Origin of the sequence: Salinimicrobium marinum, assembly GCF_014651535.1 — a bacterium.
GTDB classification, from domain to species: domain Bacteria; phylum Bacteroidota; class Bacteroidia; order Flavobacteriales; family Flavobacteriaceae; genus Salinimicrobium; species Salinimicrobium marinum.
In genome coordinates this window covers 150,507-176,517 of the sequence record NZ_BMXB01000001.1, presented here as the reverse complement: position 1 = coordinate 176,517, position 26,011 = coordinate 150,507, and the positions used below count along the sequence as shown (strand labels likewise).

27 protein-coding genes are annotated in these 26,011 nt (G+C 40.0%); 17 read left to right on the top strand and 10 right to left on the bottom strand.

The genetic code is table 11. From position 1 onward, the window contains the following. Positions 1 to 306: 306 nt before the first annotated feature. Positions 307 to 804: a hypothetical protein gene (locus tag IE056_RS00825; protein ID WP_189602725.1), complete on the bottom strand. Its 498-nt coding sequence runs from the start codon at positions 802 to 804 to the stop codon at positions 307 to 309. 455 nt (positions 805 to 1,259) lie between these two features. On the opposite strand from IE056_RS00825, the gene IE056_RS00820 reads away from it, so the two are divergent. Then, on the top strand, positions 1,260 to 2,609 hold the full coding sequence (locus IE056_RS00820; RefSeq protein WP_189602724.1) for a serine hydrolase domain-containing protein: 1,350 nt from the start codon (positions 1,260 to 1,262) through the stop codon (positions 2,607 to 2,609). Between the two features lie 29 nt (positions 2,610 to 2,638). Here IE056_RS00820 and IE056_RS00815 read toward each other — a convergent pair whose 3' ends face one another. Both IE056_RS00815 and IE056_RS00810 read right to left on the bottom strand, forming a co-directional pair. Then, on the bottom strand, positions 2,639 to 3,196 hold the full coding sequence (locus IE056_RS00815; RefSeq protein ID WP_189602723.1) for a hypothetical protein: 558 nt from the start codon (positions 3,194 to 3,196) through the stop codon (positions 2,639 to 2,641). Positions 3,197 to 3,485: 289 nt separating this feature from the next. Further along, a complete protein-coding gene (locus IE056_RS00810) occupies positions 3,486 to 5,855 on the bottom strand; it encodes a heavy metal translocating P-type ATPase (RefSeq protein WP_189602722.1) in 2,370 nt (789 codons plus the stop codon). 490 nt (positions 5,856 to 6,345) lie between these two features. Between IE056_RS00810 and IE056_RS00805 the strand changes: the two genes are divergently transcribed. Further along, entirely contained in the window at positions 6,346 to 7,383 is a 1,038-nt protein-coding gene (locus IE056_RS00805; RefSeq protein ID WP_189602721.1) for a helix-turn-helix domain-containing protein, read from the top strand. A gap of 79 nt (positions 7,384 to 7,462) precedes the next feature. Here IE056_RS00805 and IE056_RS00800 read toward each other — a convergent pair whose 3' ends face one another. Genes IE056_RS00800 through nirK form a run of 3 tightly spaced genes read right to left on the bottom strand, consistent with a single transcriptional unit; the run spans position 7,463 to position 10,353 of the window. Continuing rightward, positions 7,463 to 8,083, bottom strand: coding sequence for an SCO family protein (locus IE056_RS00800; RefSeq protein ID WP_189602720.1), 621 nt, complete (start codon positions 8,081 to 8,083; stop codon positions 7,463 to 7,465). 9 nt (positions 8,084 to 8,092) lie between these two features. Then, complete coding sequence (locus IE056_RS00795) at positions 8,093 to 8,872, bottom strand: formylglycine-generating enzyme family protein (RefSeq protein WP_189602719.1); 780 nt, start codon at positions 8,870 to 8,872, stop codon at positions 8,093 to 8,095. A 26-nt stretch (positions 8,873 to 8,898) separates the two neighbouring features. Continuing rightward, entirely contained in the window at positions 8,899 to 10,353 is a 1,455-nt protein-coding gene (gene nirK / locus IE056_RS00790; RefSeq protein ID WP_189602718.1) for a copper-containing nitrite reductase, read from the bottom strand. Positions 10,354 to 10,538: 185 nt separating this feature from the next. Between nirK and ccoS the strand changes: the two genes are divergently transcribed. The 7 genes from ccoS (at position 10,539) to IE056_RS00755 (ending at position 16,748) form a co-directional block, all read left to right on the top strand. Continuing rightward, positions 10,539 to 10,739, top strand: a complete 201-nt coding sequence (ccoS, locus tag IE056_RS00785) for a cbb3-type cytochrome oxidase assembly protein CcoS (RefSeq protein ID WP_189602717.1) — start codon at positions 10,539 to 10,541, stop codon at positions 10,737 to 10,739. 3 nt (positions 10,740 to 10,742) lie between these two features. Continuing rightward, positions 10,743 to 12,941, top strand: a complete 2,199-nt coding sequence (gene ccoN / locus IE056_RS00780) for a cytochrome-c oxidase, cbb3-type subunit I (protein WP_189602716.1) — start codon at positions 10,743 to 10,745, stop codon at positions 12,939 to 12,941. A gap of 7 nt (positions 12,942 to 12,948) precedes the next feature. After that, positions 12,949 to 13,140, top strand: coding sequence for a CcoQ/FixQ family Cbb3-type cytochrome c oxidase assembly chaperone (locus tag IE056_RS00775; protein WP_189602715.1), 192 nt, complete (start codon positions 12,949 to 12,951; stop codon positions 13,138 to 13,140). Continuing rightward, on the top strand, positions 13,137 to 14,009 hold the full coding sequence (locus tag IE056_RS00770; RefSeq protein ID WP_189602714.1) for a cbb3-type cytochrome c oxidase N-terminal domain-containing protein: 873 nt from the start codon (positions 13,137 to 13,139) through the stop codon (positions 14,007 to 14,009). The genes IE056_RS00775 and IE056_RS00770 overlap by 4 nt, the downstream gene beginning before the upstream one ends. 34 nt (positions 14,010 to 14,043) lie before the next feature. Beyond that, positions 14,044 to 15,465, top strand: coding sequence for a cytochrome c oxidase accessory protein CcoG (gene ccoG / locus IE056_RS00765; protein WP_189602713.1), 1,422 nt, complete (start codon positions 14,044 to 14,046; stop codon positions 15,463 to 15,465). A 135-nt stretch (positions 15,466 to 15,600) separates the two neighbouring features. After that, complete coding sequence (locus tag IE056_RS00760; RefSeq protein ID WP_189602712.1) at positions 15,601 to 16,047, top strand: FixH family protein; 447 nt, start codon at positions 15,601 to 15,603, stop codon at positions 16,045 to 16,047. After that, positions 16,047 to 16,748: a sulfite exporter TauE/SafE family protein gene (locus IE056_RS00755; RefSeq protein WP_189602711.1), complete on the top strand. Its 702-nt coding sequence runs from the start codon at positions 16,047 to 16,049 to the stop codon at positions 16,746 to 16,748. Before IE056_RS00760 ends, IE056_RS00755 begins: the two co-directional genes overlap by 1 nt. Positions 16,749 to 17,099: 351 nt before the next feature. Here the strand turns inward: IE056_RS00755 and IE056_RS00750 are convergent, their stop codons facing one another. From IE056_RS00750 to IE056_RS00735, 4 genes are all read right to left on the bottom strand, one after another. Then, a complete protein-coding gene (locus IE056_RS00750; RefSeq protein WP_189602710.1) occupies positions 17,100 to 17,591 on the bottom strand; it encodes a hypothetical protein in 492 nt (163 codons plus the stop codon). A gap of 57 nt (positions 17,592 to 17,648) precedes the next feature. Continuing rightward, entirely contained in the window at positions 17,649 to 18,587 is a 939-nt protein-coding gene (locus IE056_RS00745; RefSeq protein ID WP_189602709.1) for a ring-cleaving dioxygenase, read from the bottom strand. Between the two features lie 7 nt (positions 18,588 to 18,594). Then, entirely contained in the window at positions 18,595 to 19,119 is a 525-nt protein-coding gene (locus tag IE056_RS00740) for a YceI family protein (RefSeq protein ID WP_189602708.1), read from the bottom strand. A 171-nt stretch (positions 19,120 to 19,290) separates the two neighbouring features. After that, a complete protein-coding gene (locus tag IE056_RS00735; RefSeq protein ID WP_189602707.1) occupies positions 19,291 to 19,869 on the bottom strand; it encodes a Crp/Fnr family transcriptional regulator in 579 nt (192 codons plus the stop codon). A gap of 379 nt (positions 19,870 to 20,248) precedes the next feature. Here IE056_RS00735 and IE056_RS00730 point away from each other — a divergent pair, with 379 nt between their 5' ends. From IE056_RS00730 to IE056_RS00695, 8 genes are all read left to right on the top strand, one after another. Beyond that, positions 20,249 to 20,839: a YceI family protein gene (locus IE056_RS00730; protein ID WP_189602706.1), complete on the top strand. Its 591-nt coding sequence runs from the start codon at positions 20,249 to 20,251 to the stop codon at positions 20,837 to 20,839. A 27-nt stretch (positions 20,840 to 20,866) separates the two neighbouring features. After that, a complete protein-coding gene (locus tag IE056_RS00725) occupies positions 20,867 to 22,210 on the top strand; it encodes a hypothetical protein (protein ID WP_189602705.1) in 1,344 nt (447 codons plus the stop codon). Between the two features lie 79 nt (positions 22,211 to 22,289). Next, positions 22,290 to 22,868: a YceI family protein gene (locus IE056_RS00720; protein WP_189602704.1), complete on the top strand. Its 579-nt coding sequence runs from the start codon at positions 22,290 to 22,292 to the stop codon at positions 22,866 to 22,868. A 5-nt stretch (positions 22,869 to 22,873) separates the two neighbouring features. Continuing rightward, on the top strand, positions 22,874 to 24,154 hold the full coding sequence (locus tag IE056_RS00715) for an acetyl-CoA hydrolase/transferase family protein (protein ID WP_189602703.1): 1,281 nt from the start codon (positions 22,874 to 22,876) through the stop codon (positions 24,152 to 24,154). Between the two features lie 107 nt (positions 24,155 to 24,261). Beyond that, on the top strand, positions 24,262 to 24,561 hold the full coding sequence (trxA, locus tag IE056_RS00710) for a thioredoxin (protein WP_189602702.1): 300 nt from the start codon (positions 24,262 to 24,264) through the stop codon (positions 24,559 to 24,561). A gap of 18 nt (positions 24,562 to 24,579) precedes the next feature. Continuing rightward, positions 24,580 to 25,176 carry a Crp/Fnr family transcriptional regulator gene (locus tag IE056_RS00705; protein ID WP_189602701.1) on the top strand — a complete coding sequence of 199 codons (597 nt, stop codon included), beginning with the start codon at positions 24,580 to 24,582 and terminating at the stop codon, positions 25,174 to 25,176. 139 nt (positions 25,177 to 25,315) lie between these two features. Continuing rightward, complete coding sequence (locus IE056_RS00700) at positions 25,316 to 25,609, top strand: hypothetical protein (RefSeq protein WP_189602700.1); 294 nt, start codon at positions 25,316 to 25,318, stop codon at positions 25,607 to 25,609. A gap of 9 nt (positions 25,610 to 25,618) precedes the next feature. After that, positions 25,619 to 26,011: a group III truncated hemoglobin gene (locus tag IE056_RS00695; protein WP_189602699.1), complete on the top strand. Its 393-nt coding sequence runs from the start codon at positions 25,619 to 25,621 to the stop codon at positions 26,009 to 26,011.

The following is a 26,011-nucleotide window of genomic DNA, read 5'->3' as shown; positions in this document are numbered from 1 at the left end:
AAGTATTATAATAATAGAAAATACTATTCCCAATACTTTGAAAAGTTTTTTCCACCCTTTCATACAAAGAATTTAATGAGTGAAATAATAAAGGGCTTTCCCAGCGAAGTAGCCGGCCACTCCAAAAAACAGAGCAAAAATTATAATGCCTAGAATCCCACCAAGAACCATCTTTTTAAAACGTGGATCCTTAATATTTGTAGTATAACTTAATTGAGATAATATATTTTTCACTTTATAACATAAAGATTTAATGTGGAAGAAAGGAATGCTTTTAAAACGATGAACAGCGAAAGAATTTAAAACTTATTTTAAAAGATCCTGAAGCTGGTTAAAATTCTCTTTATTCCTGATTTGCATCTTAACAACTCCGCAAGAGCCTCTGCTACCATAGATCGCTTCTGCGGGGATTCCTGTTTCTACCTCTACTTCAGCAATATTTTCAGGTTTTAGATAATCCCGTAACTTTTTGACTGTGGCCTCATCTGGATTAGATTTTATAAAAACAGGTTCTTTCCCTTCTGAAATAAAAATATACAACGGCCGGCAATAAGATTGCTCCTGGTATCCCTGCTCCACCCTCTCTTTGCCATGTGGATTCCTTGCGCCTATGTAAAAAATGTCAGTATCTGCCTGCATCCTCTGCTGTAGAAGATCCAGACTTTCAGGCAACTCTGCCGACTTTAGAGAGTTCACCCATTCAGAGTTTTGTTCTTTCGTTATGATCAGACTTTCCTGCGCCCCAACCTTTGTGAGAAATAGCATGGAAGTTAGAATGGTGCATAAAAAAGTTGTTGCTTTCATAAAATAGTAATTAAAGTTCTAATTTTGACTGAAATCTGGCTGATGAAAACTTCAATGAGCTGTATTAGGCTTTAAAAATAGGATTTTTTCCGAACTTCCACTCCCTGGAAATCATCATTTTAAAATCCTTCCCAAATCTATACTTACCCCTTCCGACATCTGCAATCTTTCCATTTGCCGGATTCACTTCCTGAAATGCGTATAATGATCGTCTTCAAAGAAATAACATCAACTACCGAAATAGATAATTTCAGGTGCAAATAATTTAATTTCTGAAACCATCTTTTTAAATTCAAATAAAACAAATCCTATAGAATTGACATTCTATTGCTTTAAACCATTAGAACCATTTTATAAATAAAATATATGATCTCTTCCTGCTCATTTGCATAAGCTTTAACAGAAAAAAGAACATAAATCATTTATTTTTACTGACAAGGCACCCAAAAAGAATAATGGATAAAAATATTAAGTACGGATTAATGGCAGCTTTTCCTATAATAGCAGGAGCTGTTGTATATAAAAATTACCCAAAGTTAAATATCATTAGCGGTTTTGCAGCGAAGAATGTATGTTCCTGTATGTTTGAAGCCGGTCGCGACCTGCAGTCCATAAGGACAGGTGACAACAGTTTTAAGCCGGTCAATTATGCCGAAAGTAAAATTGACCTGGCAGATAAATCTGTTTCTTCCAGTTTCATGGGATTAAAGAAAAGGAGAGCAGTTTACCGGGAAGGGGTGGGCTGTGTATTACTACCGGAAAACTCCAGCGAAACAGCCTCTGCCATCTGTAAACCAAACCGGACACTGAATACGGATATTTCTCCATATCCTTACGGAAAAGGCGAACCCAACCCATCCACCTTTGCCCATGTAAATTACAAAAAGCTGGAAGAAACCGTAGGAAAAGCATTTGATCTTGAAGGACAGGAAATCCAGAGGACACGGGCCGTGGTGGTTCTTCATAAAGACCATTTGATATGTGAGCAATATGCTGCCGGATTTTCTTCGGAAACAAAACTACTGGGTTGGTCCCTTACAAAAAGTCTCACAAATGCCGCCCTGGGAATCCTTGAAAAAAAAGGGAAAATTTCATTGAATCAAAACAATCTTTTTAAGGAGTGGGAGAACGATGAACGTTCTAAAATCACCCTTAATAATCTGTTACAAATGAACAGCGGACTCGCATGGGAAGAGGATTATACCGGTAATTCTGATGTGAATAAAATGTTGTTTTTAGAAGAAGATATGCCACAGGTGCAATTGAATAAACCTTTGGCGGGAGAACCCAACAACAGCTGGAATTATTCTTCGGGCACGACTAACCTACTTTCAAAGTTTATTCGTGATCAATTTGATAGCCACCAGGAATATCTTGATTTCTGGTATACAGAATTGATCGATAAAATAGGAATGGATTCCATGATGATGGAAACAGATCTTGCCGGGAATTACATTACCTCGTCCTATGGCTGGGCCACCACCCGCGACTGGGCAAAATTCGGGTTGCTGTACCTCAACAACGGAAAATGGAAAGAAGAGCAGATTTTTAGTAACTCCTGGGCAGAATATACCACCAAACCCACCAACGGATCCAACGGCGAATACGGTGCTCATTTCTGGCTGAATGCAGAAGGTAAGTTTCCAAATGTTCCGAAAGACCTCTACTCCTGTAACGGATTTCAGGGTCAGTTCGTTTTTATCATTCCTTCCAAAGATCTTGTAGTAGTCAGGTTTGGACTAACAGAAGATCCGGAATTTAACGTGGATACTTTTTTAAGCGGAATTGTGGAGGCGTTGGGATAAAATTAAACTATCCAGGGAAAGGACCCCTATCATCTTTTTAAAGTCTGCTTTCTTTCATTTTTCAGGTAATGATAATAGATGACCAATCCCGCAAGAAGAATAAAAACCGATAAAAAACCAACAGATAAAGCCGTTTCATACTCTCTATATGCAATCATCACAAATAAAGATAGTAGACCTAAAGCAATTAGAAGAAAGTTCAGGTGTTTTACGAGCTTTATTCTGTTATCTAGATTCGCAATATATCCTGAATTAAAAATCTTTTTATAAAGATCCTCCTCTGAAGTATCGGAATAAAATTTTCTCATTTCATTATCAAATTCTTGCCACAATTCAGAGTTCCAGTCCCGTACAGAAAACAGATCCGGCCGGAAATGAAGTTTTTTCCCACTTTTTAAAATAATCGTAAATATTTCAGGGCCACGGTTGTTCCTTTGAAGCTTCCACCTGATCACTTCATAAAGTTGAATTTCAGAATCTTTTAACTTAACAAAAGCAGGTTTTTTGATCCAGGTCACCCTCAATTTACCTGCAGCAACTTTTAGCGCAACTTCCCCCCTGAAAAGAAAATAGAGCGGGATGGGCATGATCAAAATTACCAGCACCGGAAAGATTATATCAGACAACAGAGCGAGCAAAAAAAAGATGAGCATCCCAGATAACTGAGCGCCAGAAAGTGAGTATACATGGTTTTAAATTGGACGTTCATGAATCTTCCTGAAGTAGAAAAGTGCCGAATATAAAAAAGTTTTCAAAATCTACAATTACTTTCTTTAAAGTTGAAAATAATTTAGAAGTCAGCAGGCATATTCCATTATCTCGAGAAAACTTAAGAGTGAGATAAACTAATAGTTTTTAAATTTCACAGACATTCGTCTACTTAATCCTCCTCCCAATCACGTTGGTACAAATAGTCGCAAAAACAATGATGCTAATGGAACTCAGCGGCATCAGGATGGCTGCGATGATGGGGGATAACTGCCCGGTAACAGCAAAGAATAGCCCTACGATATTATATAAAAAAGAAAGTACAATACTTACCTTTATTACTGTGATCGACTTTTTCGCAGCGGTGATAAACTGGTGCAACTGCTGAAATTTTGAAGCATCCAGGATAGCGTCGCAGGCTGGGGAAAATACATTTACATTTTCGGAAATGGCAATTCCCACTTCGCTTTGCGCCAAAGCCCCCGCATCATTGAGTCCGTCGCCCACCATGATTACTTTCCGGCCTTGCTCCTGCAGTGATTTTATGTGCTGCAACTTATTTTCCGGCTTTTGATTGAAAAGCATTTCTGTTTTCTTCGGAAGCAACTTTCGCAGCCTTTCCTTCTCCCCTTCGTTATCACCCGAAAGGATTGAAATATGATATTCTTTTCCAAATTCCGAAAAAAGATCTGATACTCCTTCCCTATATTCATTGTAGAAAATATAGCGGCCTTTATACTCGTTGTTGGAGCTGATGTGCACTGCAGTGTTCAACGATGGTTGACTCGTATTATCCCCCACAAAATGGGCAGAACCCACTTTCATTTTCTGGTGTTGGTGACTTGCTTCCATCCCTTTACCAATGGTTTCGGTATACTCATCAAGTGCTACGATATCATATTCGGCCAACATCGAGTAGAGCGTGCGGCTCAAAGGATGGTTGGAAGCCCGCAAAGTGTTTTTCAGCAGTGATTCTTCTTCGGGCGAGAGGATAATTCCTTCGTAATTGATGCTGCTTTTTTTGTTGGAAGTAATGGTGCCGGTTTTGTCAAAAATGACTGTATCGGCTTTAGCCAGTTGCTCTATGACTCCGGCGTTTTTCAGATAGAATCTTTTATTTCCGAAGATACGCAGCAAATTCCCCAGCGTAAATGGAGTAGACATCGCCAAAGCGCAGGGACAGGCAATGATAAGCACTGCAGTAAACACATTAATGGCGGTGGTCACATCCAGGAACAGCCAGAAAGCCGATGCCGAAAAAGCAATTAACAATAGCACCACTGTAAAATACTGACTAATATGATCTATTAATCGGGTAAAAGAATGCTCTTTATTCGTTTGGAAAACATCGTTGCTCCACAATTTTGTAAGATAACTCTGAGAAACGGTCTTCAAAGCTTCCATCTCAATGATCCCCGAAACCTGTTTTCCTCCAGCGAACAGCTTATCCCCCGATTCCTTTGAAACCGCTTCAGATTCTCCTGTGACGAAACTGTAATCGATGCGGGCATTTCCGTTAATAAGGATTCCGTCAACGGGAATTAGTTCTTCGTTTCTAATGAGCAGCTTGTCCCCTTTTTCAATATCATGTACGTGGACGTTTTCTTCCTTTCCTTCTGAAGTCATTCGTGTAATGCCGATGGGAAAATAGGATTTGTAATCCCGCTCGAAAGAGAGAAAGCTGTAGGTTTTCTGCTGAAAGAATTTCCCCAGGGTGAGAAAAAACAGGAGCCCCGTGAGACTATCGAAGAATCCCGTACCCCAGTCGAAAATGATCTCCAGCGTACTTCGCACAAAAAGTACTACAATTCCCAATGCCAGCGGCACATCGATATTCAGAATTTTGGCCCGCAGCCCTTTGTATGCAGAAATAAAATAATCCTGCGCCACATAAAACACCACCGGAAGCGAAAATGCGAACATCAGCCATCTAAAAAGGCCTTTGTACTGGTCCAGCCAGTATTCTGAAACCTCAAAATACTCCGGAAACGATAAAAACATTACATTTCCGAAGGCAAATCCTGCCACCCCCAGCTTGTAGATGAGGCTTCGGTTAATATGTTTTTTTCCGGTTTCGTAGTCGTCCAGGCTAATATAGGGTTCGTAGCCAATCTTGCTTAGAAACTTCACGAGCTCCTGAAGACTAATCTTTCCGGAATCATACGTAATCCTTACATTTTTCTTCGGAAAATCCACCTGCGAAGCATTGATCTCCGGCTTCAGTTTGTAAAGATTTTCAAGAATCCAGATACAGGAACTACAGTGAATATGCGGAATATAAAGAGAGATGATTTGTACATTTCCGTCGTTGAACTCCAGCAGCTTGTCTACGATCTTCTGGTTGGACAAAAAGTCGAATTTGCCTTCCGTCTCCTTCGGCGTAGCCCCGGGAGATTTCTCCAGGTCATAGTAAGATGTAAGATCATTTTCAGAAAAAATCTCGTACACGGTTATGCATCCGCTGCAGCAGAAAGATTTTTCATCAAAGACAATGCGGTCCTTTATTTCGTCACCACAGTGAAAACAGGAATCACCCATAAATTAAAATGCTCATTTGTACCGGGACAAAGGTTGAAAATGAGAGTTTTAAAAAATATGATTTTCGTCAGCTTCAGGGTTTAAAGTTGAAGGTCAAAAAATTTAGATCCGTAATCATGTAATTCCCATGAAAATTGATTGAAGCAGACCCCGAAGGTGCCATACACTTATAAAAACGATCATATCCAACGTACGAAACCGACGTGGTTGAATTATCCGACATCAAATATTTTTTCCACAAAAATGAACCCTTCAGATATGGATGGAAAACGTTTCTCACTATATTGGAAATCAACCAAATCCAGGCTACCCTTAAGAATTTTAAAAAGAAATAACAGAAATTTAAAAAGTTATTTTCGGATGTTTCTTAAATTCTCCATAAGTTTCTAAAAGATCATTACTAGCTGTAATTTAAATCTAGACCACAGCATAAATGAAGAAAAAAGCCTGCTGGTTGTTAACACAATAGCAGAATTGAAAAACTGAAAATATGAGAATTGAAGTAAAAGCACTACCTGTACACGATATCGTAAAAGATATCGCCAGGCAATGGAAAGTTCCTATTCATGAAGATAGCGGGGAATTAACCATTGAAATACCAAAGAGTATTGGAGAAGGTTTAATAAGATCTGCCGATTTTGATTCGGGAATTGGAGTCATTATTTATAAAGGTACCTTCTATGAAGATTATGATATCTTATTCACCATTAATGAAACACACCCTCTAAAATTCATTTTTTGTTCTGAAGGTACTGCAGATCATGCCTTTGAAGAAGATAAAGAAACGCATACCATCCACACGTATCAAAATGTGATTGTATCCAGCAGCGGAAACAATGGGCACATGCTTTCTTTCAAGGCCAACCAGCCAGCTCATATTACCAGTATAGAAATTATAAGGCACACCTTCAGCAACCGGAACAACCATCACTTCCATGGCCTCGAACCAGAATTAAAAGCTTTATTTGAAGATTCTGTAGCAGAAAAAAAATTCTTTTACCAGGGAAATTACAGCTTAAGAGCAGCAGATCTTGTTGAAGAGATAGATTCACAAGAATACAAGGGCTTTGTAAGAAATCTATTCTTAGAAGGGAAACTTTTTGACATGTTGGTCATTCAGATAAATCAATATCAGGACGATCGCCGGGAGGATAATCAGCCGCAAATAATGAGGCGTTTCGACGTTGATAAGGTAGACCGGGCTTCCCGTCTTATCCAGGAAAACCTTAATGAGAATTATTCCGTTGAATACCTTGCTCAGGAAGTGGGAACCAATGTCAACAAACTTCAGCAAGGTTTTAAACACACTTACGATCTAACGGTCAATAAATACAATCAACGGATTAAACTGGAAAAAGCAAGGGAGCTTTTAGAATCTTCAGAATATAATATTTCTGAAATTGTCAATTTGATTGGTCTATCCAACCGAAGTTATTTTGCTAAAATTTTCAAGGAAAAATATGGGGTTAGTCCCAAATATTTTCTGAAATCATACGTCGAAGTTGATGACGACACTGCTGAGGAATAGATTGATTTAATAAAAAAGAGGGTAAGCTTTTAATCACGTACCCTCTTTTCATCAATCAATCAAAACATAACTAACTAAACTAATTAGAAACTTCTTTGTGAATAGCGTCAATGGTTTCTTTATTGTCCACTCCCAGTCCTTCTTGCTGGTGTACAAGAACTCCATCTTCATCGAACACACTAATGATATTAGAATGTGAAAAATCTATAGGAGAGATCTTTTTGTAGCTTACGGCAAGTACGGCAGCAAATTCCCGTGTATCTTCCGGGGTTCCTCTAAGGAACATCCAGTGATCATCTTCCATTAAATTATCCTGTGAGAATTCTTTTAAACGTTGAGGAGTATCTGTTTCGGGATCAATACTTACCATTATAAATTTCACTTTATCAAGATCTTTTTCGGGTACCTGTTTTTCAATATTGCGCATATCTGCAATTAATCTTGGACAGGCGGCTTTGCAGGATGTGTAGATCATCACCATTACCAGTACGTTCCCTCTCAGGTCTTCCATCTGGATCTCTTCATTATCCTGGGTTGTCCAGGTGGCAGGCAGGTGATAAACAGATAGATCTGGTAACTCCTGGTTGAAATCATAAGCTTTGGTCTCAACTTCTACAGGAGGATTTGAAATGATATCATCTCCCTGGTTACAGGAGGTCAATATTCCGATTAATGCAATTAAAAATAATAGCTTTTTCATCTTTTCTTATTATAGAGCTTCGGAATTTTCATCTTTTACACACCTGAAGCCCAGGTTTTTTACTGAATATCGCGCCTCAACACTTCCTCTAAAGGCATAGCGCATAAATGCCGCATAGTTCATCAAATCTGAAGCACCAACGGCCGAAGCACCACAGAAAAGGCTGTTGTCACCGGTACTATCATTTCTGGATTCTCCCGAGATCATAACCGAATTAAAATCGATCGTCCACTCCCATACCAAACCATGAAGGTCATACACTCCCCAGTAATTTTTAAAAGTGCTGCCAATTTCATTTCTAAAAGTCTGCGGAGTTTCGTACCAACTTAAAATGTATTTGTTATAAGACTTATCCACCCTCGCATCTGCCTTGGTTTCATCTGCCATGGCCACGTACTCCCATTCATCTACGGTTGGCAATCTTTTGCCCTGGCATTCACAGTAATTTTTGGCGGCATACCAGGAAACATTTGTAACAGGGGAATTTAGTAGCTGTTCATCACCGGGGATTACATCATCTTTCCAGTTTTGAAGGTAACTTTCATCTGCAAAAAGAGCTTTCACCTGAGATCTTTTCCAGCGAGGATTCTTTTGGACAAACTCTGCAAATTCCCTGTTAGTCACAGGATATACATCCATTTGAAAATCGTTTACTTTAACTGCTTCTTTGGTGCCGTACAAAGGGATAAACTTCCCTCCTGTTACTTTAACCATTGATCCAGACTGGCTGTAAACCTGGCCCTGAATCAATATTGCGAAGCAAACTGCCAATCTGAATATGGTTTTCATTTTATTTTCTTTTAGGTTCTTATTACTTACTTCACCTCTTTTACCATCTCTGGAGTAACTTCAGTTTTGTTATTGCCCCAGTTGTTGTATACATAGGTAAGCACGCTTGCAATATCTTGATCAGAAATGTTCTGTTTTGGCATTGCACTGTTATAGATATCACCGTTCACTTTTATCTCTCCGGTAAGTCCATATTTTACTGCGCTAATCGCTCTGTTAACATCATCATTAAGATAATCAGATTTTGCAAGTGGAGGGAATGCATTAGGTATTCCGGCACCGGTAGCCTGGTGGCAGGCAAGACAGTTTTGGGTATATACCGTTTTACCTCGCTCCATAGTTTCGGCTAAAGATCCATGAACTTCAGCTACCGCTTCAGTTTCTTCCACAACCTCTTCAACACTGGATACTCCCGGATTGTATGGCTTTTCTTCTATTTTTCCGCCGAAAACTTTTTCGTTTTCTTCACCTTCTACTTTAAGGATACCTAAAGCACCTTTGTTGAACGCCCTGAAAATAGAGTGGTCTACAAGAACCAGATTTCCCGGAACATCTACCTGGAACTCCACTATGGCAGCTCCTCCCGCAGGAATGAGCGTTGTCTGTACATTCTCATTGATCTGGCTTCCACCTTCAACATGTACTTTATCAAAGATCTCCCCTATCACGTGGAAAGAAGAAACCAGGTTAGGACCACCGTTTCCTACATATAACCGAACAGTTTCACCAACTTTAGCAGTTAATTCATTCTCTCCGGTCAAGGCTCCAACTTTTCCATTGAACACCACATAATCTGCATCTTCATCGATTGCTTTGTTCATATCAAATGCCTGTAAACCTCTTTCTCCGTTTTCACCTTCAGTATAGAAATCACCCTGCATTACGTAATATTCTTTATCTACAGGAGGCAATCCACCTTCCGGCTCTACAAGGATCAACCCGTACATTCCATTTGCAATGTGCATTCCAACAGGTGCAGTAGCACAGTGGTATACATATAATCCCGGGTTCATAGTTTTAAAGGTAAATACAGCTTCCCTTCCAGGAGCAACAAAAGAAGACTCGGCTCCACCACCTGGCCCGGTTACAGCATGCAAGTCAATGTTATGAGGTAATTTACTGTCGGGGTGATTTTTAAGGTGGAATTCAATTTCATCTCCAACACGAGTTCTTATAAAGCTTCCTGGCACGGTACCATCAAAAGTCCAGTATACATAACTCACTCCATCGCTCATTTCCATTTCCTTCTCTACCACTTCCATATTAACGACAAGTTTGGTAGCAGCCCTTTTCCCCACCGGACGGGGAACCCTAGGAGGAGCAGTTAGTTCTGCCTCACTCTCTCCATATACTTTCATTAACTCCGGATTCTCTTTTGCAGCAACCGCCTTTTCACAGGAAGAGAGGACCCCTGTTAATAACGCAGCCATGAAGAACAGGTACAAAAACCATCTTTTTGTTTTTCTGTTAGAATTTTTCATAATCAATAATATTAATAGTGTGATATATTTTTCTGATACAAAGATGGCAAACTACTCCCCCCTGAAAGATGACCCTAATCATAAACGTCACTTTTTTCAGAAAAAATTTCGAATTTCCAAAACCTGATCAAAATCATATTTCTGCAGAAACCACGTGCATATTTTTGCTGCGTAACAATTTAGGTATGAGTGTTATTTATGTTTTACTAACGATAAGCATCCTTGTGGCGCTTGTTTTTTTCGTTGCATTTATTGTAGCGGTGAAAAACGGGCAATTCGATGATGATTATTCTCCTTCGGTGAGGATTCTATTTGAAGACGAACTGGTAAAAGAAAAGCAAATCAAATCAACAATTAATAATAACAAACAAGACAAATTAAATTAAGGTATGGAATTGCAACAGTTCTATTACGACAATAAGATCGTAAAAAAGTTCCTCTACGCCACTCTGTTCTGGGGAGTGATCGGGATGTCCGTAGGACTTCTTCTGGCGTTTATGTTTATTTTTCCCAATCTTACAGATGGAATTTCCTGGTTAAGTTTTGGGCGCCTTCGTCCCTTACACACCAATGCAGTGATCTTTGCTTTTGTAGGGAATGCAATTTTTGCAGGAGTCTATTACTCCACCCAGCGCTTGCTTAAAGCCAGGATGTACAGTGACAAACTTAGTAACATCAATTTTTGGGGCTGGCAATTAATTATTGTAGCTGCGGCAATTACCTTACCGTTGGGAATCACCAGTTCCAAGGAATATGCCGAGCTTGAATGGCCTCTGGATATCGCTATTGCTGTAGTATGGGTGGTATTCGGGTGGAACCTTATTGCCACTATTTTAAAGAGAAGGCAACGTCATTTATATGTAGCCATTTGGTTTTACCTTGCAACTTTCGTAACCGTAGCGGTGCTGCACATTTTTAACAGCCTCGCAATTCCGGTAGGATTGTTTAAAAGTTATTCTGCCTATGCAGGAGTTCAGGATGCACTGGTACAGTGGTGGTATGGTCACAATGCCGTGGCATTCTTTTTAACCACACCATTCCTGGGATTGATGTATTATTTTATTCCGAAGGCAGCCAACCGACCTGTTTATTCTTATAAACTGTCCATTATCCACTTCTGGTCCCTTATATTTATTTACATCTGGGCAGGGCCTCACCATTTGCTGTATTCTGCGTTACCAGACTGGGCTCAGAATCTAGGAGTTGCTTTTTCAGTAATGCTGCTTATGCCTTCCTGGGGTGGTATGATCAACGGATTATTAACTCTTCGTGGTGCCTGGGACAAAGTAAAAACCGATCCTGTATTAAAGTTCATGGTAGTTGCACTTACAGGATATGGGATGGCCACTTTCGAAGGACCTATGCTTTCCCTGAAAAACGTAAATGCTATCGCACACTTTAGTGACTGGGTTATTGCTCACGTTCACGTGGGAGCCCTGGCCTGGAACGGATTTTTAACCTTCGGAATGGTGTACTGGCTGGTACCACGTATGTTCAAAACGAACTTGTTTTCGGTTAAACTTGCCAATGTGCATTTCTGGATAGGAACACTGGGAATCATCATCTATGCGCTTCCTATGTATGTTGCCGGATTCGTACAGGCTTCCATGTGGAAACAATTCAATCCAGACGGAACCCTTACCTATGGAAACTTTCTGGAAACCGTGAATGAGATCATGCCAATGTACTGGATGCGCGCCATAGGTGGTAGTATGTACATCGTGGGAATGTTTATCCTGGTTTATAACGTATACCGAACCATCAGAAAAGGATCTGACGTAACCGACGAATTAGCTGAAGCTGCACCGCTGCAAAAACTTACAGGAAAACGCCTTGTAGGAGAAGGTTTCCACACCTGGCTGGAGCGCAAACCGGTACAACTTACCATACTTGCAACCATTGCCATCCTTATTGGAGGGATCATTCAGATAGTTCCTACGATCCTGGTAAAATCAAATGTACCTACCATTACAAGTGTGAAGCCTTATACTCCACTGGAGCTGGAAGGTAGAGATATCTACATCAGGGAGAGTTGTGTTTCCTGTCACTCCCAAATGGTGCGTCCTTTCAGAAGTGAGGTGGAGCGCTATGGAGAATACTCAAAAGCAGGAGAGTATGTATATGACCACCCATTCCTTTGGGGAAGTAAACGTACCGGACCCGATTTAATGCGAATTGGTGGAAAATATTCAGATAACTGGCATTTCAACCATTTCTATGATCCGCAAAGTACCTCTTCAGGTTCTATCATGCCAGGCTACAAATGGCTGATCACCGATGAACATGACCGTTCACAAACCGAAGCTAAAATGGAAGCGATGGTGACGCTCGGTGTTCCTTATACCGAAGAAGAGATTGCAAATGCACAAGCCCTTATGGATGAACAGGCAACTCAAATCCAGAAGAACCTGTACAGTGATCCCGATTTCGTAAAAACCTACGAAGCCGACAAAAAATATGCAGAAGAAAATGGTCTCGAGTTCGTGGAAATGAAAGATCGTGAAATCGTAGCCCTTATCGCATACATTCAGCGACTTGGAACAGATATTAAGATTAAAGAACCTGAAATTTCAACCACTACAAAATAATTAAGACATGCTAAAATTTGTAAAAGGACATATGGAGAGCATTGCCGGAATAGAGGTCTATCCCATCATCTCTCTGCTTATCTTCTTCATCTTTTTTGTATTGCTTTTCTGGTGGGTATTTACTGCCAAAAAAGATTACCTGAAAAGTATGGAAGAAATTCCCCTGGAACTGGAACCTGAAAACAAAGAACTACTATGAGAAATCTTATTTCCGGATGGGTATGGATACCCGCTGTATTTTTGATCCTGGTTGGAGCAACCGAATATTTCATAGATTCAGGAAACAACTTCGCATTCATTGAATATCCGGTTCTACAGCTGGTTTTACTGGTTGGCCTGGTCTTCCTTATTGCTCTTGATGTAATCCTAAAAGCTATACAAAATGTAATGTTCAAAAGCCTTTCTGAAGACGCCAAAGAGCGGTACATGAGAGCACGGGAAGAACGCCTTGAAAAGTACGACTGGAAGGTGCTTTTACGTAAGATGAACAGCGCAAAACCTATTTCTGAAGAAAGAGACATAGAGCTTGATCACAATTATGATGGCATCAAGGAACTTGACAATAAACTGCCGCCATGGTGGTTGTATTCCTTCTACGCCTCCATTGTATTTGCCTTTGGGTACATGATCTATTATCACGTTTTGGACGGAGAAAACCAGATCATGGAATTTGAAAGTGAAATGATGGCTGCAAAAATAGCTGTGGAAGAATATAAGAAAAATGCCCCAGATCTTATTGATGCTGAAAGCGTAACCCTGCTTACGGAAGCATCTGATCTTGAAGCCGGCGCTACTGTTTACCAGAACAACTGTATGGCATGTCACGCTGCCGATGGTGGCGGAGGAATTGGTCCTAACTTAACAGATGAACACTGGATCTTGGGAGGAGGCATCAAAAATGTTTTCCATACCGTAAGTGAAGGTGGACGAGCCGGAAAAGGCATGGTTGCATGGAAATCCATCCTCAAACCTACCGAAATTCAGCAGGTTTCAAGTTATATCCTGTCGCTCAAGGGATCTGCCCCCGCAAATCCTAAGGAAGCAGAAGGAGATGTGTGGACAGAATAAATAGGAAGCTCTAACAGAGAAGGAAGAAAGAAAAATGTCGAAAGCAGTTCAGGAAGATTTCAGGGATAAAATAGGCACGATGACCAAAGAAGGGAAACGTGCCTGGGTATATCCTAAAAAACCATCGGGTAAATTTCACACCTACAGAACGTGGTTCACCTGGTTTTTACTAATATTCCTTTTAACGGGACCCTTTATTTTCATCAACGGAAATCAATTCATGTTGTTCAATGTGATGGGAAGGGAGTTCAGCATTTTTGGATTCCCATTTTGGCCCCAGGATTTCTATCTGGGGGTTACTGCCATGATCATTGCAGTAGTTTTTATCACCTTGTTCACCACTGCCTTCGGAAGGATCTTCTGCGGATGGATATGCCCCCAGACGATCTTTATGGAAATGGTTTTCCGGAAGATAGAATACTGGATTGAAGGAGATCGTGGCGCACAAATGAGGCTGGACAAGCAGGAATGGACTTCAGAAAAGATCAGGAAAAAAGGTTTTAAATGGTTCATCTTTTTCCTCGTTTCTTTTGTGATTGCCAATGTTTTTCTTGCGTACCTCATTGGTAGTAAAAAGCTTTTGCAATATGTTACTACCGGTCCCCTGGAAAACCTCAGCACTTTTGTTGCACTGTTGATCTTTACCGGGATATTCTACTTCGTTTTTGCCTGGTTTCGCGAGCAGGTTTGTACCATAGCCTGTCCTTACGGAAGGCTCCAGAGTGTGCTGCTCGACAAAAAATCTGTGGTGGTTGCCTACAACAACAAACGTGGAGAAAGGGAAAAAGGAAGATCAAAATTCAAAAAGAACGAGAACAGGCAGGAACTCGGAAAAGGGGATTGTATAGACTGTTTTCAATGTGTACATGTTTGCCCAACGGGAATCGACATCAGGAATGGCACCCAGCTGGAATGTATCAACTGTACCGCCTGCATCGATGCCTGTGACGAAATAATGGAAAAAGTAGACCTTCCAAAGGGATTAATAGGTTTTTATTCTGAAGAAAATATTGAGAAGGAAGAAAAATCCACTTTCACTCCAAGAATGCAGGGTTTTGCAGCAATTATGTTTGTGCTGGTTGGATTATTAGCGGGGATGTTGTTCTTAAGGAACGATGTGGAAGCAACCGTTCTTCGCCTGCCGGGGCAGTTATATGAGATGAAGACAGAGAACATGGTAAGTAATGTGTACACCTTTAAGTTGATCAACAAAACTACCTCCACAATTCAGGATGTTCATTTTGAATTATTATCACACAATGGTACTATTCAATCTGTAACACATCAGGATATTAAGATTCCGGAAAAAGGATATGCCGAAGGAACCTTGTTCATCGAGATAAATCAGGCGATTCTGAATGGGGAAAAAGAGAATGTGGAAATAGGGATCTATAGTGGCAAGGAATTGATCGAGACCACAAAAACGAATTTCATGGGGCCAAGAAGCTTTAGATAAGCAGGCGCCAAAGAGGTAATGAATTGAAAAAAAAGAAATTTTCCGGTCGTTTCGAGGCGACGGAGTAAAAGAATCATAACCACCCTTTTGCCTTCAGAATTTTATAGGCATCAAGGAAAATAAAAAGATACTGCTATGAAAATAAACTGGGGAACCTCAATTGTACTGGCAATAGCTGCCTTTATTTGCTTTATCATGTATTTTGTGGTGGCTATGAGCACCGATAAGAACATGGAACATGATCTGGTAACCGAAGAATATTATAAAAAAGAATTGGATTTTCAGGCACAGCTTGACAGAGAACAAAACTCTCAGAATCTTGCACAGAACATTCTGGTAGAACAAACCTCTCAAGGTCTTCTTATACGATTTCCGGAAGATCTTGATTATAAAACCATAGAAGGAAAGGTGTTCCTTTACAGGCCGTCCAACAAGCAACTGGATATTGAGATTCCTCTTTCATTATCCTCTCACCAAATGCTCGTACCTGAAAAGCACTTGGCGGGCGGCCGTTGGAACATCGAGATCAACTGGGAATACATCGACGAATCCTACTACTTTAAAAAAGAAATGAGCCTGTAATGCTTTATTCTGCACTCATATTTGGATTACTGGGAAGTTTCCACTGTGTTGGGATGTGCGGACCTATTGCATTTATGCTACCCGTCTCCCGGGACAATAAACTGAAAAAATTCTTCCAGGTGTTCCTGTACCACGGTGGGCGTTTGCTTGCCTACAGCATCATTGGCCTTGCCTTTGGTATTGTAGGAAAAAGCCTGAATTTATTCGGACTTCAGCAGCAACTTTCCATTCTCGTGGGTATACTTATGATTGCGGCGATCCTTATTCCTTCGGAAAAACTTCAGAAATATAATTTTTCGAAGCCTGTATTTAAAATCATCGGAAAGGTAAAATCCTCTATGGGCGCAGCTTTAAAGAAAAAGACTCCCGATACTTTCCTAACAATAGGTTTCCTGAACGGGTTCCTACCCTGCGGACTCGTTTACATTGCCGTTTTTGGAGCCGTTGCTTCGGGAAGCTTTTTTGAAGGCAGTCTTTATATGTTATTATTTGGATTAGGCACTATCCCGTTAATGACCACCGCTGTGTACTCTAAAGGTTTGTTAAGTGGTGTCGCCAGGCAGCGAATCAGGAAATTAATTCCGGTTTTTGTGGTTTTGATGGGAGTTCTTTTTATTCTTAGAGGAATGGGACTTGGCATTCCATATCTCTCCCCTGCTCCGGTCACAGAGATGGTATCTGCCTCAGCTTCGTGCCATTAAAACATGTTCAAATCATACCGATTTTCAGAACAAAACGCTGTGAGTGCCTGTTCGTTCAAGAATAATACTCCCGTAAAATCAACCTTATACGGCATCAAGAAAAAAGTTTTTCCACAAAAAACCTGGTGGTTCTGAATCCTTATTATATCCTTCTCTTTTCTGTATTTCAAACGTTTTCAACGTTATAGCAATCGGCACCTTTTCAGCAGTTTCACTTTTCTCATCGGGTCCCATGTCGTAACATTAGCAGGTTTTGCGGAAAATAAAAAATTAAATAGACCTGGTATATAGAATCCGGAAATGAGGTAAAATAATTTAAACTGAAGATCTTTTCTTTTCAAACAGGTATTTTTATGCCTTCACAGTAAAACCAGCTCTATTCAGCATTTCGGAAACCTGTTCTATAGATTGAGGGTCTGTTCCCGAAATAATAGCACGTTCTTTTTCATCATCTATCTTAATTTTCAGGATGATGGAATTGGATAATTTTTTCTGAAGCTTTTCCGCTTTTGCATCAGCTTCAGCAGAAGCTTCTTCAAAAATAAAAAGTACCGGCTTTTGAACCGCTACTTCTTTAATCCTGTTCAGCAGACTTTCTTCAGGATCAACAGGATCCAGAAAAGTAATGATATCGGCTTCCCAACAACCGTCCCTGGCACAATCGAGCACTTCAATTTCAGCATTTGTGAGGTTGTTTTTAAAAAACTTGTTCAAAGAAACTTTTTCTCCTTCCTCTGCAGGAATTACGAGCAGCCGAACATGCTGATTTTTAATTTTATCCACAAAAACTGAAGGTTTATCGCTTCGCAATCCTACTACTGCAATTGTTTCTTCTACTGCCATCTCTTTCATTTTCTTTTACCATTTTCTGTCATCAATCCCGATTTCAGGATGTGATAATTACTGCTTCAGTTCAGGAAGTGCTTTTTCGATCTCACTTCGGTGCTTCTCATACTGTACAGGCAGCTTAAGGCTGCTACCCAATTCTTCTACCGGCTCGTCTCTTGAAAATCCGGGGTTATCTGTAGCCAGTTCAAATAAAACACCACCAGGCTCCCTGAAATATAATGAAAAGAAATAATCCCGGTCAATTTTTGGCGTGATCTGGTGTCCGGCGCTAAGGATCTTTTCCCTGAAAGCCATTAAAACCTCCTCATTTTTAACCCTGAAGGCAACGTGATGATTCGTTCCGCCGGCATTGATTCCTGGTGCAAGAGCCGGATCTTCCAGTAGATCGATTACAGCTGCATTCTCTATCGCATCTGTCACAAACCTGTAGCGGCGACCTTCCTGCTCCAGGAGCTTATATCCTAAAAGTTCTGTAAGGATCTTTGCGGTAGCCGAAATATCCTTTAAGGTGAGGGTGACATTGTGAAAGCCTTTTGTAGCTACATTCTTCTGCACCTCCCGCGTTTCCCAGGCTTTTCTATTGTCTTTATGCTTCGGAATTATTAGCTCCAGGTTTAAACCATCCGGATCCCGGAAAGGCAGGAATTGTTCCCCAAATTTTTCAGTCACCTCTCCATGTGCGACTTCAAACCGGGTAAACCTGTCTTTCCAGAACTCCAGACTGTTTTCAGGAACAGAATAGCCCATTTCTGTAGCCATTCCTGTTCCTGTTTTTCCTGGCCTTATGCCCTGCCATGGAAAAAAAGTAAGGATGCTGCCGGGCGTTCCCACCTCATCACCATAATAAAAATGATAAGTTTTGGGATCATCAAAATTCACGGTTTTCTTGACCATACGCAGTCCAAGGACTTTTGTGTAAAAATCGTAATTTCTCTGTGCCTCTCCCGCAATGGCGGTAATGTGGTGCAAGCCTAATACATTTTCTTCCATAGTTATTTTATTGTTTTACGAACTGTACTTCTGCGTTGATCCTAACATCATCGCTTAACATGACATTCCCTGCCTCTGTTACTGCATTATAAGTAAGTCCAAATTCTTTACGCTTAATTTTTCCACTAACCGTTAGTCCGGCTTTGGTTTGTCCATAAGGGTCTACCGCTACTCCACCAAAATCAACATCAAGAGTAACAGGTCTGGTAACGTCACGAATGGTTAGTTCTCCCTGAAGCTCTCCGCTCGCGCTGTTGAATTCATTTGCCTTAAAAAATATCTCCGGATAATCTTCCTGACCAAAAAAGTCACCTGACTTTAGGTGCTGATCACGTTGATCATTATTTGTATTGATTGAATCCACATCTGCTCTAAATTCAACGTTCTTAACAGAACCAAATTCATCCCCTTCAGTTTCTACAGATCCGTCAAATTTTTGAAAATATCCTGTTACAGTAGAAATCATCATGTGCTTTACTTTAAAGCTTACCTCACTATGAGTCGGGTCGATGGTCCATTTTGTTGTTGCCATAATTGTATACTTTTTTAGATTAATATTACGGCAAAGATAAGATAGGACAAGGGGCAGGCACAATGACATAGATTAATAAATAAGCGTGACATAGATCACACTATTTACTATTTTGGGTTTAAGCCTGTATAAATTGCATGAGGGGCAAGACCCTCATTAAGCTTCGGCATTTTATTTGTGCTGGCTACGTATGCGGCTTAAAGTTTCCCGGGTGATGCCTATATAAGAAGCGACCATGTGCTGTGGCACACGCTGTATGATGTCCGGATAATCTTTTATAAGTTTGCAGTATTTTTCTTCTGCAGTTTCACTCATAGTACCAATAAGCCTTTTTTGGGTAGCGATTAGATTATTCTGAATAAGGATGCGAAAATAGCGTTCAAAAGCCGGAACTTCATCCAGCAATAAGTCCCAGGAGGGTTTTGTAATGAGCAAAAGCTCACAATCTTCCAATGCCTCTATATAATAAGGAGAAGGCTCTCCTGTAAGAAAACTGTATAAATCTCCAGACCACCAGCCTTCCATAGCGAATTGCAGAATATGCTCTGCACCTTTCTCATCTACCGTATAGGACCTTAGTAAACCTTTTTCTACAAAGACAGTGTATTTGCAAACATCTCCCTCGCCCATTAAAAATCGTCTTTTCCGAAGTTTTTTGGGCATAAAAAGCGTTCTGGCAAAATCGAATTCTGCATCGGTGACTTTTATCGTTTCTAAGACCTTTTTATGTAAATAATCAAACGTGGGCATTGGTAAATAAATTTTGAAAAGATAAAGATACTTTCTTTATAGCTATTTCGGGAAAAGTTAGGAGATTCTGCTTTCATTTCTTCATCCTTTTTATCTACTGAAACTATTTTATTCTTCCTGACCTCCTAATCTTTTTTAAAAATGAAATTATCAATAAGAAAAACCAAAAGCTATTTTCATGTGATAATGCCATTTCTGAGGAGAATTAGTGTCAAAAACTGATATTTATCATGTATTAAAACCATATCGCGGCATTTCCTTTCTTCTTACAGATTTTGTAAGTCTTTTCTGACTTTTTAAATTTGGTAAAACCTGACTCCGGTCATTATTTCAGCGGCACTCCTGTCGCATCTTTGTAGTGTAATTAAAAACAAACATTATGAAAACCTCAAAACAAATTTTACTGGTACTGGGAAGCTTCCTACTAATGATATTTTCAGCACAAACTTCTATTGCACAAAATTTTAATGTAAATAAGAATGCTTCAAAATTAAAAGTAGAGGGTACTTCCAATATTCACGATTGGGAAATGACTGCAGAAGATTTCCAGGGAAATCTTAATGTAGAAATGAATGACGGACAATTGGTGGAGATCAAAGAACTGAACTTTGCAGTGGTAGCCGAAAGTCTGAAAAGTGGAAAGAGCGGAATGGATAAAAACACCTATAAGGCACTGGACACTAAAAAGAATCAAAGGATCACCTACCAAATGTCTAATGTAAAAAATATCGACTGTACTTCTGCATCAGAATGTAAAGTATCCACCAGTGGTTTCCTTACAATAGCAGGCACAAAAAAACCGGTAGACATTATTTTTAACGCTAAAGTTTCTAATAATCAAATCACTTTAAATGGTAATCAAACAGTAAAGATGACCAACTTTAATGTAGACCCCCCAACAGCAATGTTCGGAACTATCACTACAGGAGACGAGGTAAAAATCACTTTTCAAACAACTTTTTCAAAATAACATTTTCAACCTTTAACAATTATCAAAATGAAAAATTTAATTAAATACTCCGGAATTGCTTTAATGATGGCCTTTGGAGTGCAAGCTCAGGCTCAGGAGGTAGAAGTAAACGTACTTCAGATCGAAGAATCTCCCGAAAGCGCCAGATATATGCCTAATTTCAGATACTCTGATCAACGAGGACTTGATGTCTTTGAACCAAAAAAGGATACAGATGAAGTATTCGACGGGATCAACGTAAGATTAGGTGGTGCATTTGCTATCCAATTCCAGGGACTGGATCATGAAAACGGCGGTGGAGTTCCTCTAATGACTATTGGAGACAACTTTAACCTTCCTACTGCAAACCTTGATTTGGATGTTCACCTTTATGACGGGGTAAGAATGCACCTTAGAACCTATCTTTCTTCACGTCACCACCCGGAACCATACGTGAAAGGAGGGTACATCCAGATAGACAAACTTAACTTTATAAGTGAAGGTTTCATGGAAGATGTAATGGACAAAGTGAGGATTAAAATTGGTCACATGGAGAACAACTATGGTGATATGCACTTTAGAAGAAGTGATAATGCGCAATCATTACACAACCCATTCGTTGGAAACTTGATTATGGACGGGTTCACTACAGAAGTTGGTGCCGAAGTTTATTACATAGACAATGGATTCCTTGCTATGGGTAGTATGACAAACGGTAAATTAAACCAGTCTGTAAGTGCTCCACATCTTGATAACCCTGCAATCCTTGGAACAAAACCATCTTATATTGCTAAACTTGGATATGACAACTATTTCACTGACTCTTTTAACAGAGATGACCTAAGAGTTAGATTAACAGGATCTATTTATCACACCAGTGAAAGTGCAAATGCTTATTTATACAGTGCAGACCGTGCCGGTTCAAGATACTACCTGGTTATGGAAGGTGTTGATGCCAGCCCTAAAGGAAACTTTACTTCTGGTAGATTTAACCCAGGGCTTCGTAATGAGCTAACAGCTATTATGATAAACCCATTCCTAAAGTACAACGGACTTGAATTCTTCGGAACTTATGAAAGAGCTAGTGGTAAGGCCGCTATTGAAGCTGATGACAGAACTTTCAACCAGTATGCAGGTGAACTTCTTTACAGATTTGGAAACAATGAGAACTTCTACGTAGGTGGTCGTTACAACTTCCTTGATGGAGAACTTGCAAGCGGAGAAGATATTGATATCTCAAGATACAACCTTGCTGCCGGGTGGTTTATGACTAGAAACATTCTTGCTAAAGTTGAATACGTAAACCAGGATTACAACGGTTTTGCTCCAACCGATATCCTTCACGAAGGAAGTTTCAATGGACTGATGTTTGAAGCAGCAATAAGCTTCTAAATTGTTTGAATTAGCCAAAGGAGCGGGGGAATCAAACATTCTCCCGCTTTTTTATTAAAATAAATTTAACCTGAATAAGATGAAAAATGTTCTGCTCATTGTTATGGTACTGTTCTTTAGTGCATTCACAAATGCACAGAATAGCTTTCAAAACAAAACTGTAAAAATTCTTCCTCAAAGTAAACTCAACATAACGGGAGACACTAACATTAAAGCATTTGAATGCGTGTTTGACATGAGTTACCTAAAAAAGGAAACCCAGTTGCAATTCATTGCAGATGACCCTTCACACATTCGTTTCAAAAATGCATTACTAAGCCTTAACACAAAAGGATTTGATTGTGGTAGCAGGCCTATCAACAATGACTTTCATAAGTTGATCCAGTCAGACAAATATCCACACATCCTCCTTGAATTACTGGAAATACGGCTTCAGGAAAAAGGATCTGCCAATGCAGTGGTAAATATTACTATTGCCGGGACCAGAAGAGAACATACATTTCCGGTAAAATTTTCAGAAGGTGATGTTTCCAGGATTGACGGGATCCTGTTACTTGATATAAGAGACTTTGATCTGGAAGCTCCCAAGAAACTCTTTGGGATGATCGTGGTAAAAGATGAGATCAAAATTAATTTTAACTTAGTTGTACAAAAATAAGTGCCATGAGAAGTAATGAACTGAATATAGTTTATGCGGCCGAGGCTGTAGCCCGTGTAAAATCGGGTAACCGGATATTTTTTCACGGGGCAGCAATGACACCAAACGTTCTGATTGATGCCCTATGTGATCGTTACAAAGAATTACAGGAAGTTGAATTAATACAAATACATACAGAAGGAAATGCCCGTTACACACAGGCTCCTTACAGAGAAGCTTTCATTACCAACAGCTGTTTTGTAGGAAGCAATGTGCGGGAAGCAGCAAATTCCGCTTACGGAGCTTACATTCCTATCTTTTTAAGTGAAGTGCATCTACTCTTCCGTAAAAACATTCTCCCTCTGGATGTTGCTTTTATACAGGTTTCCCCTCCAGATAGTCATGGATTTTGCTCTTTGGGAGTTTCAGTAGACATTACCCTTCCGGCGGTCCAGACTGCAAAAAAGATCATTGCCCAAATCAATCCGAATGTCCCCAGAACCCATGGAGACGGGATCATTCACGTTAGTAAAATAGATGCAGCCATTGAAGTAGATGAACCTATTCACAGCCATGCCCTTACTACCCCTACTGAAGTTGAACGGCAGATTGGCAAACATGTAGCCGAACTGGTAGAAGACGGCGCTACGCTGCAAATGGGAATTGGCGGAATACCAAATGTGGTTCTTAGTAATCTAATGAATCATAAAAGGCTGGGAATTCACACCGAATTATTTTCTGACGGAATTCTTCCTCTGGTGGAAAAAGGCATCATTACCGGTGAAGAAAAAGAGATAAAAACCGGTAAGATCGTTACCTGCTTCGCCATGGGATCACCTAAGCTGTATGATTTTGTGAATGACAATCCACTCGTACACTTTAAAGAAGCAGCTTATACAAATGATACTGCCATTATAAGAAGGAATCCCAAAGTTACTGCCATCAATTCGGCTATTGAGATCGATTTAACGGGACAGATTTGTGCAGATACGATTGGAAAATATCAATATTCGGGTGTGGGAGGCCAGATGGATTTTATTCGCGGCGCTTCCTTGTCTGAAGGTGGAAAGGCGATTTTTGCCCTGCCCTCTGTGACTCAAAAAGGTATTTCCAAAATAGTGCCTTTTCTGAAGGAAGGTGCCGGAGTAACAACTACCCGGGCTCATGTGCATTACATAGCAACCGAATATGGCGTGGTAAATCTCTACGGAAAAAACCTGAAACAACGTGCCAAAGCCCTGATCTCTATTGCACATCCAGATCATAGGGAAGCTCTGGAAAAAGCAGCTTTTGAACGATTTTTCTAACCCTTGTTTTTATTATAACTCTCTTTTCTCCCTCCGGAAAATCCCTCTGGAAGCTTTATAAGTTAAAGTATATTGCGTAATTTTATAGTAGATCAAAATCATTTGCTATGAAAAGTAACTTTAACGAAATCATCAATGCAGACAAACCTGTATTGGTGGATTTTTTTGCCGACTGGTGCGGCCCCTGTAAAACGCTGGCTCCTATATTAAAAGACGCAAAATCAGAACTAGGCGATAACGTGAAAATCGTGAAGATAGATGTAGATAAAAATCAGCCGTTGGCAAATAAATACCAGGTGCGTGGGGTGCCCACTCTAATCCTCTTCAAAAATGGCAAACAACTCTGGCGACAGTCGGGAGTTTTGCAAAAATCTGAATTGGTACAACTGGTAAGATCACATCAATAAAATTGGTAAAACTTCAGAATGATAAAAGAAGAACTTCTCCTTAAATTTGGCGGCAACAAATCGAGCTATACTAAAGGAGATCAGCTTTTCGCAGAGGGGGAACATGCGCTTAACTACTACCAGGTTTCCTCTGGAGAAGTTAAAATGAATAATTACAATCTCGACGGAAAAGAATTTATTCAGGGATTTTTTTACGAAGGACAAAGTTTTGGGGAGCCACCTCTGTTCGCCAATGTTAAATATCCTGCGAATGCCGAAGCTGTTACAGATGCCGAAGTGATACAGCTTCACAAAGAACGCTTTCTTGAACTGCTGGCTTCCAATCCCGATGTTCACCTCACCATCACAGAAACCCTTGCAAAACGTCTATACTACAAAGCCATCATGGTTTCGGAAATTTCGAGTCAGGAGCCCGAACATCGTATCCTTCGGATCCTTGACTATCTAAAAAAACACGTTCATAAAAAAGAGGGAGCCTTCACTTTCAAGGTAGATCTTACCCGGCAACAAATCGCCGATCTCACCGGTTTAAGAGTGGAAACGGTCATCAGGGCCACAAAATCTCTTGAAAAGAAAGGAGAATTAAAGATCAAACTAAGAAAAGTATACCGATAACTTTTCTCCTACTTAATATTTGATAATCAAACCTATAACAGCAAAAAAAGCTTTCCAAATTCAGGATTTTATGACCCTGATCATATTTATTCCCTTGATTTCATGATAATTTTACTCCTGAATTTAAAAAGCTATTGTTATGAAACTTTACAGATTATTATATGAGGATTTTGAAAAATTATATGTTGGATACTCAGCCCTGGCTATAATTTTATCATCATGTTTAGGGGCTGCAGCAGCCATGGTGATCTTAATGAATGGCCATGATGTGGTACAGATGTCTCAGCTTTTAGCGGTAGTGGGAGTCTGTATGTGGTATATGGCTTCTGTACTGTCACAAATGAAACCAAAATTCGTATTCAATTCATTGATCGCCAGTTTAGCTGTAAGTAGTATTCTCCTCATTTTTAATGTAATTTTGAGGTATCTTTAAAAACCTAATATGAAACAGGATATACAGAACAGGGGTGATGTCTTCACCCTTGTTTCTACTTTTTATGCCAGGGTGAGAGAGAATGAAGAAATTGGCTACTTTTTTAATGAAACCATAGAAGACTGGCCGGTGCATCTCGAAAAGCTAACAGATTTCTGGGAGACAAATCTTTTTATGGTAAGCAAGTTCAGAGGAAATCCACAACGCGCCCATAAAGAGGTAGATGCAAAATTTAGTCACAGTATTGAACAAAAGCATTTCGGGGAATGGCTTAACATGTGGTTTGCCACGATAGATGAACTTTTTGAAGGAGAAAGGGCTAATATCGCTAAAAACAGAGCGCGTAATATGGCTGGCAACCTGTTCATGAATATGTACCTGAACAGAGCAAAGAAATCCTGA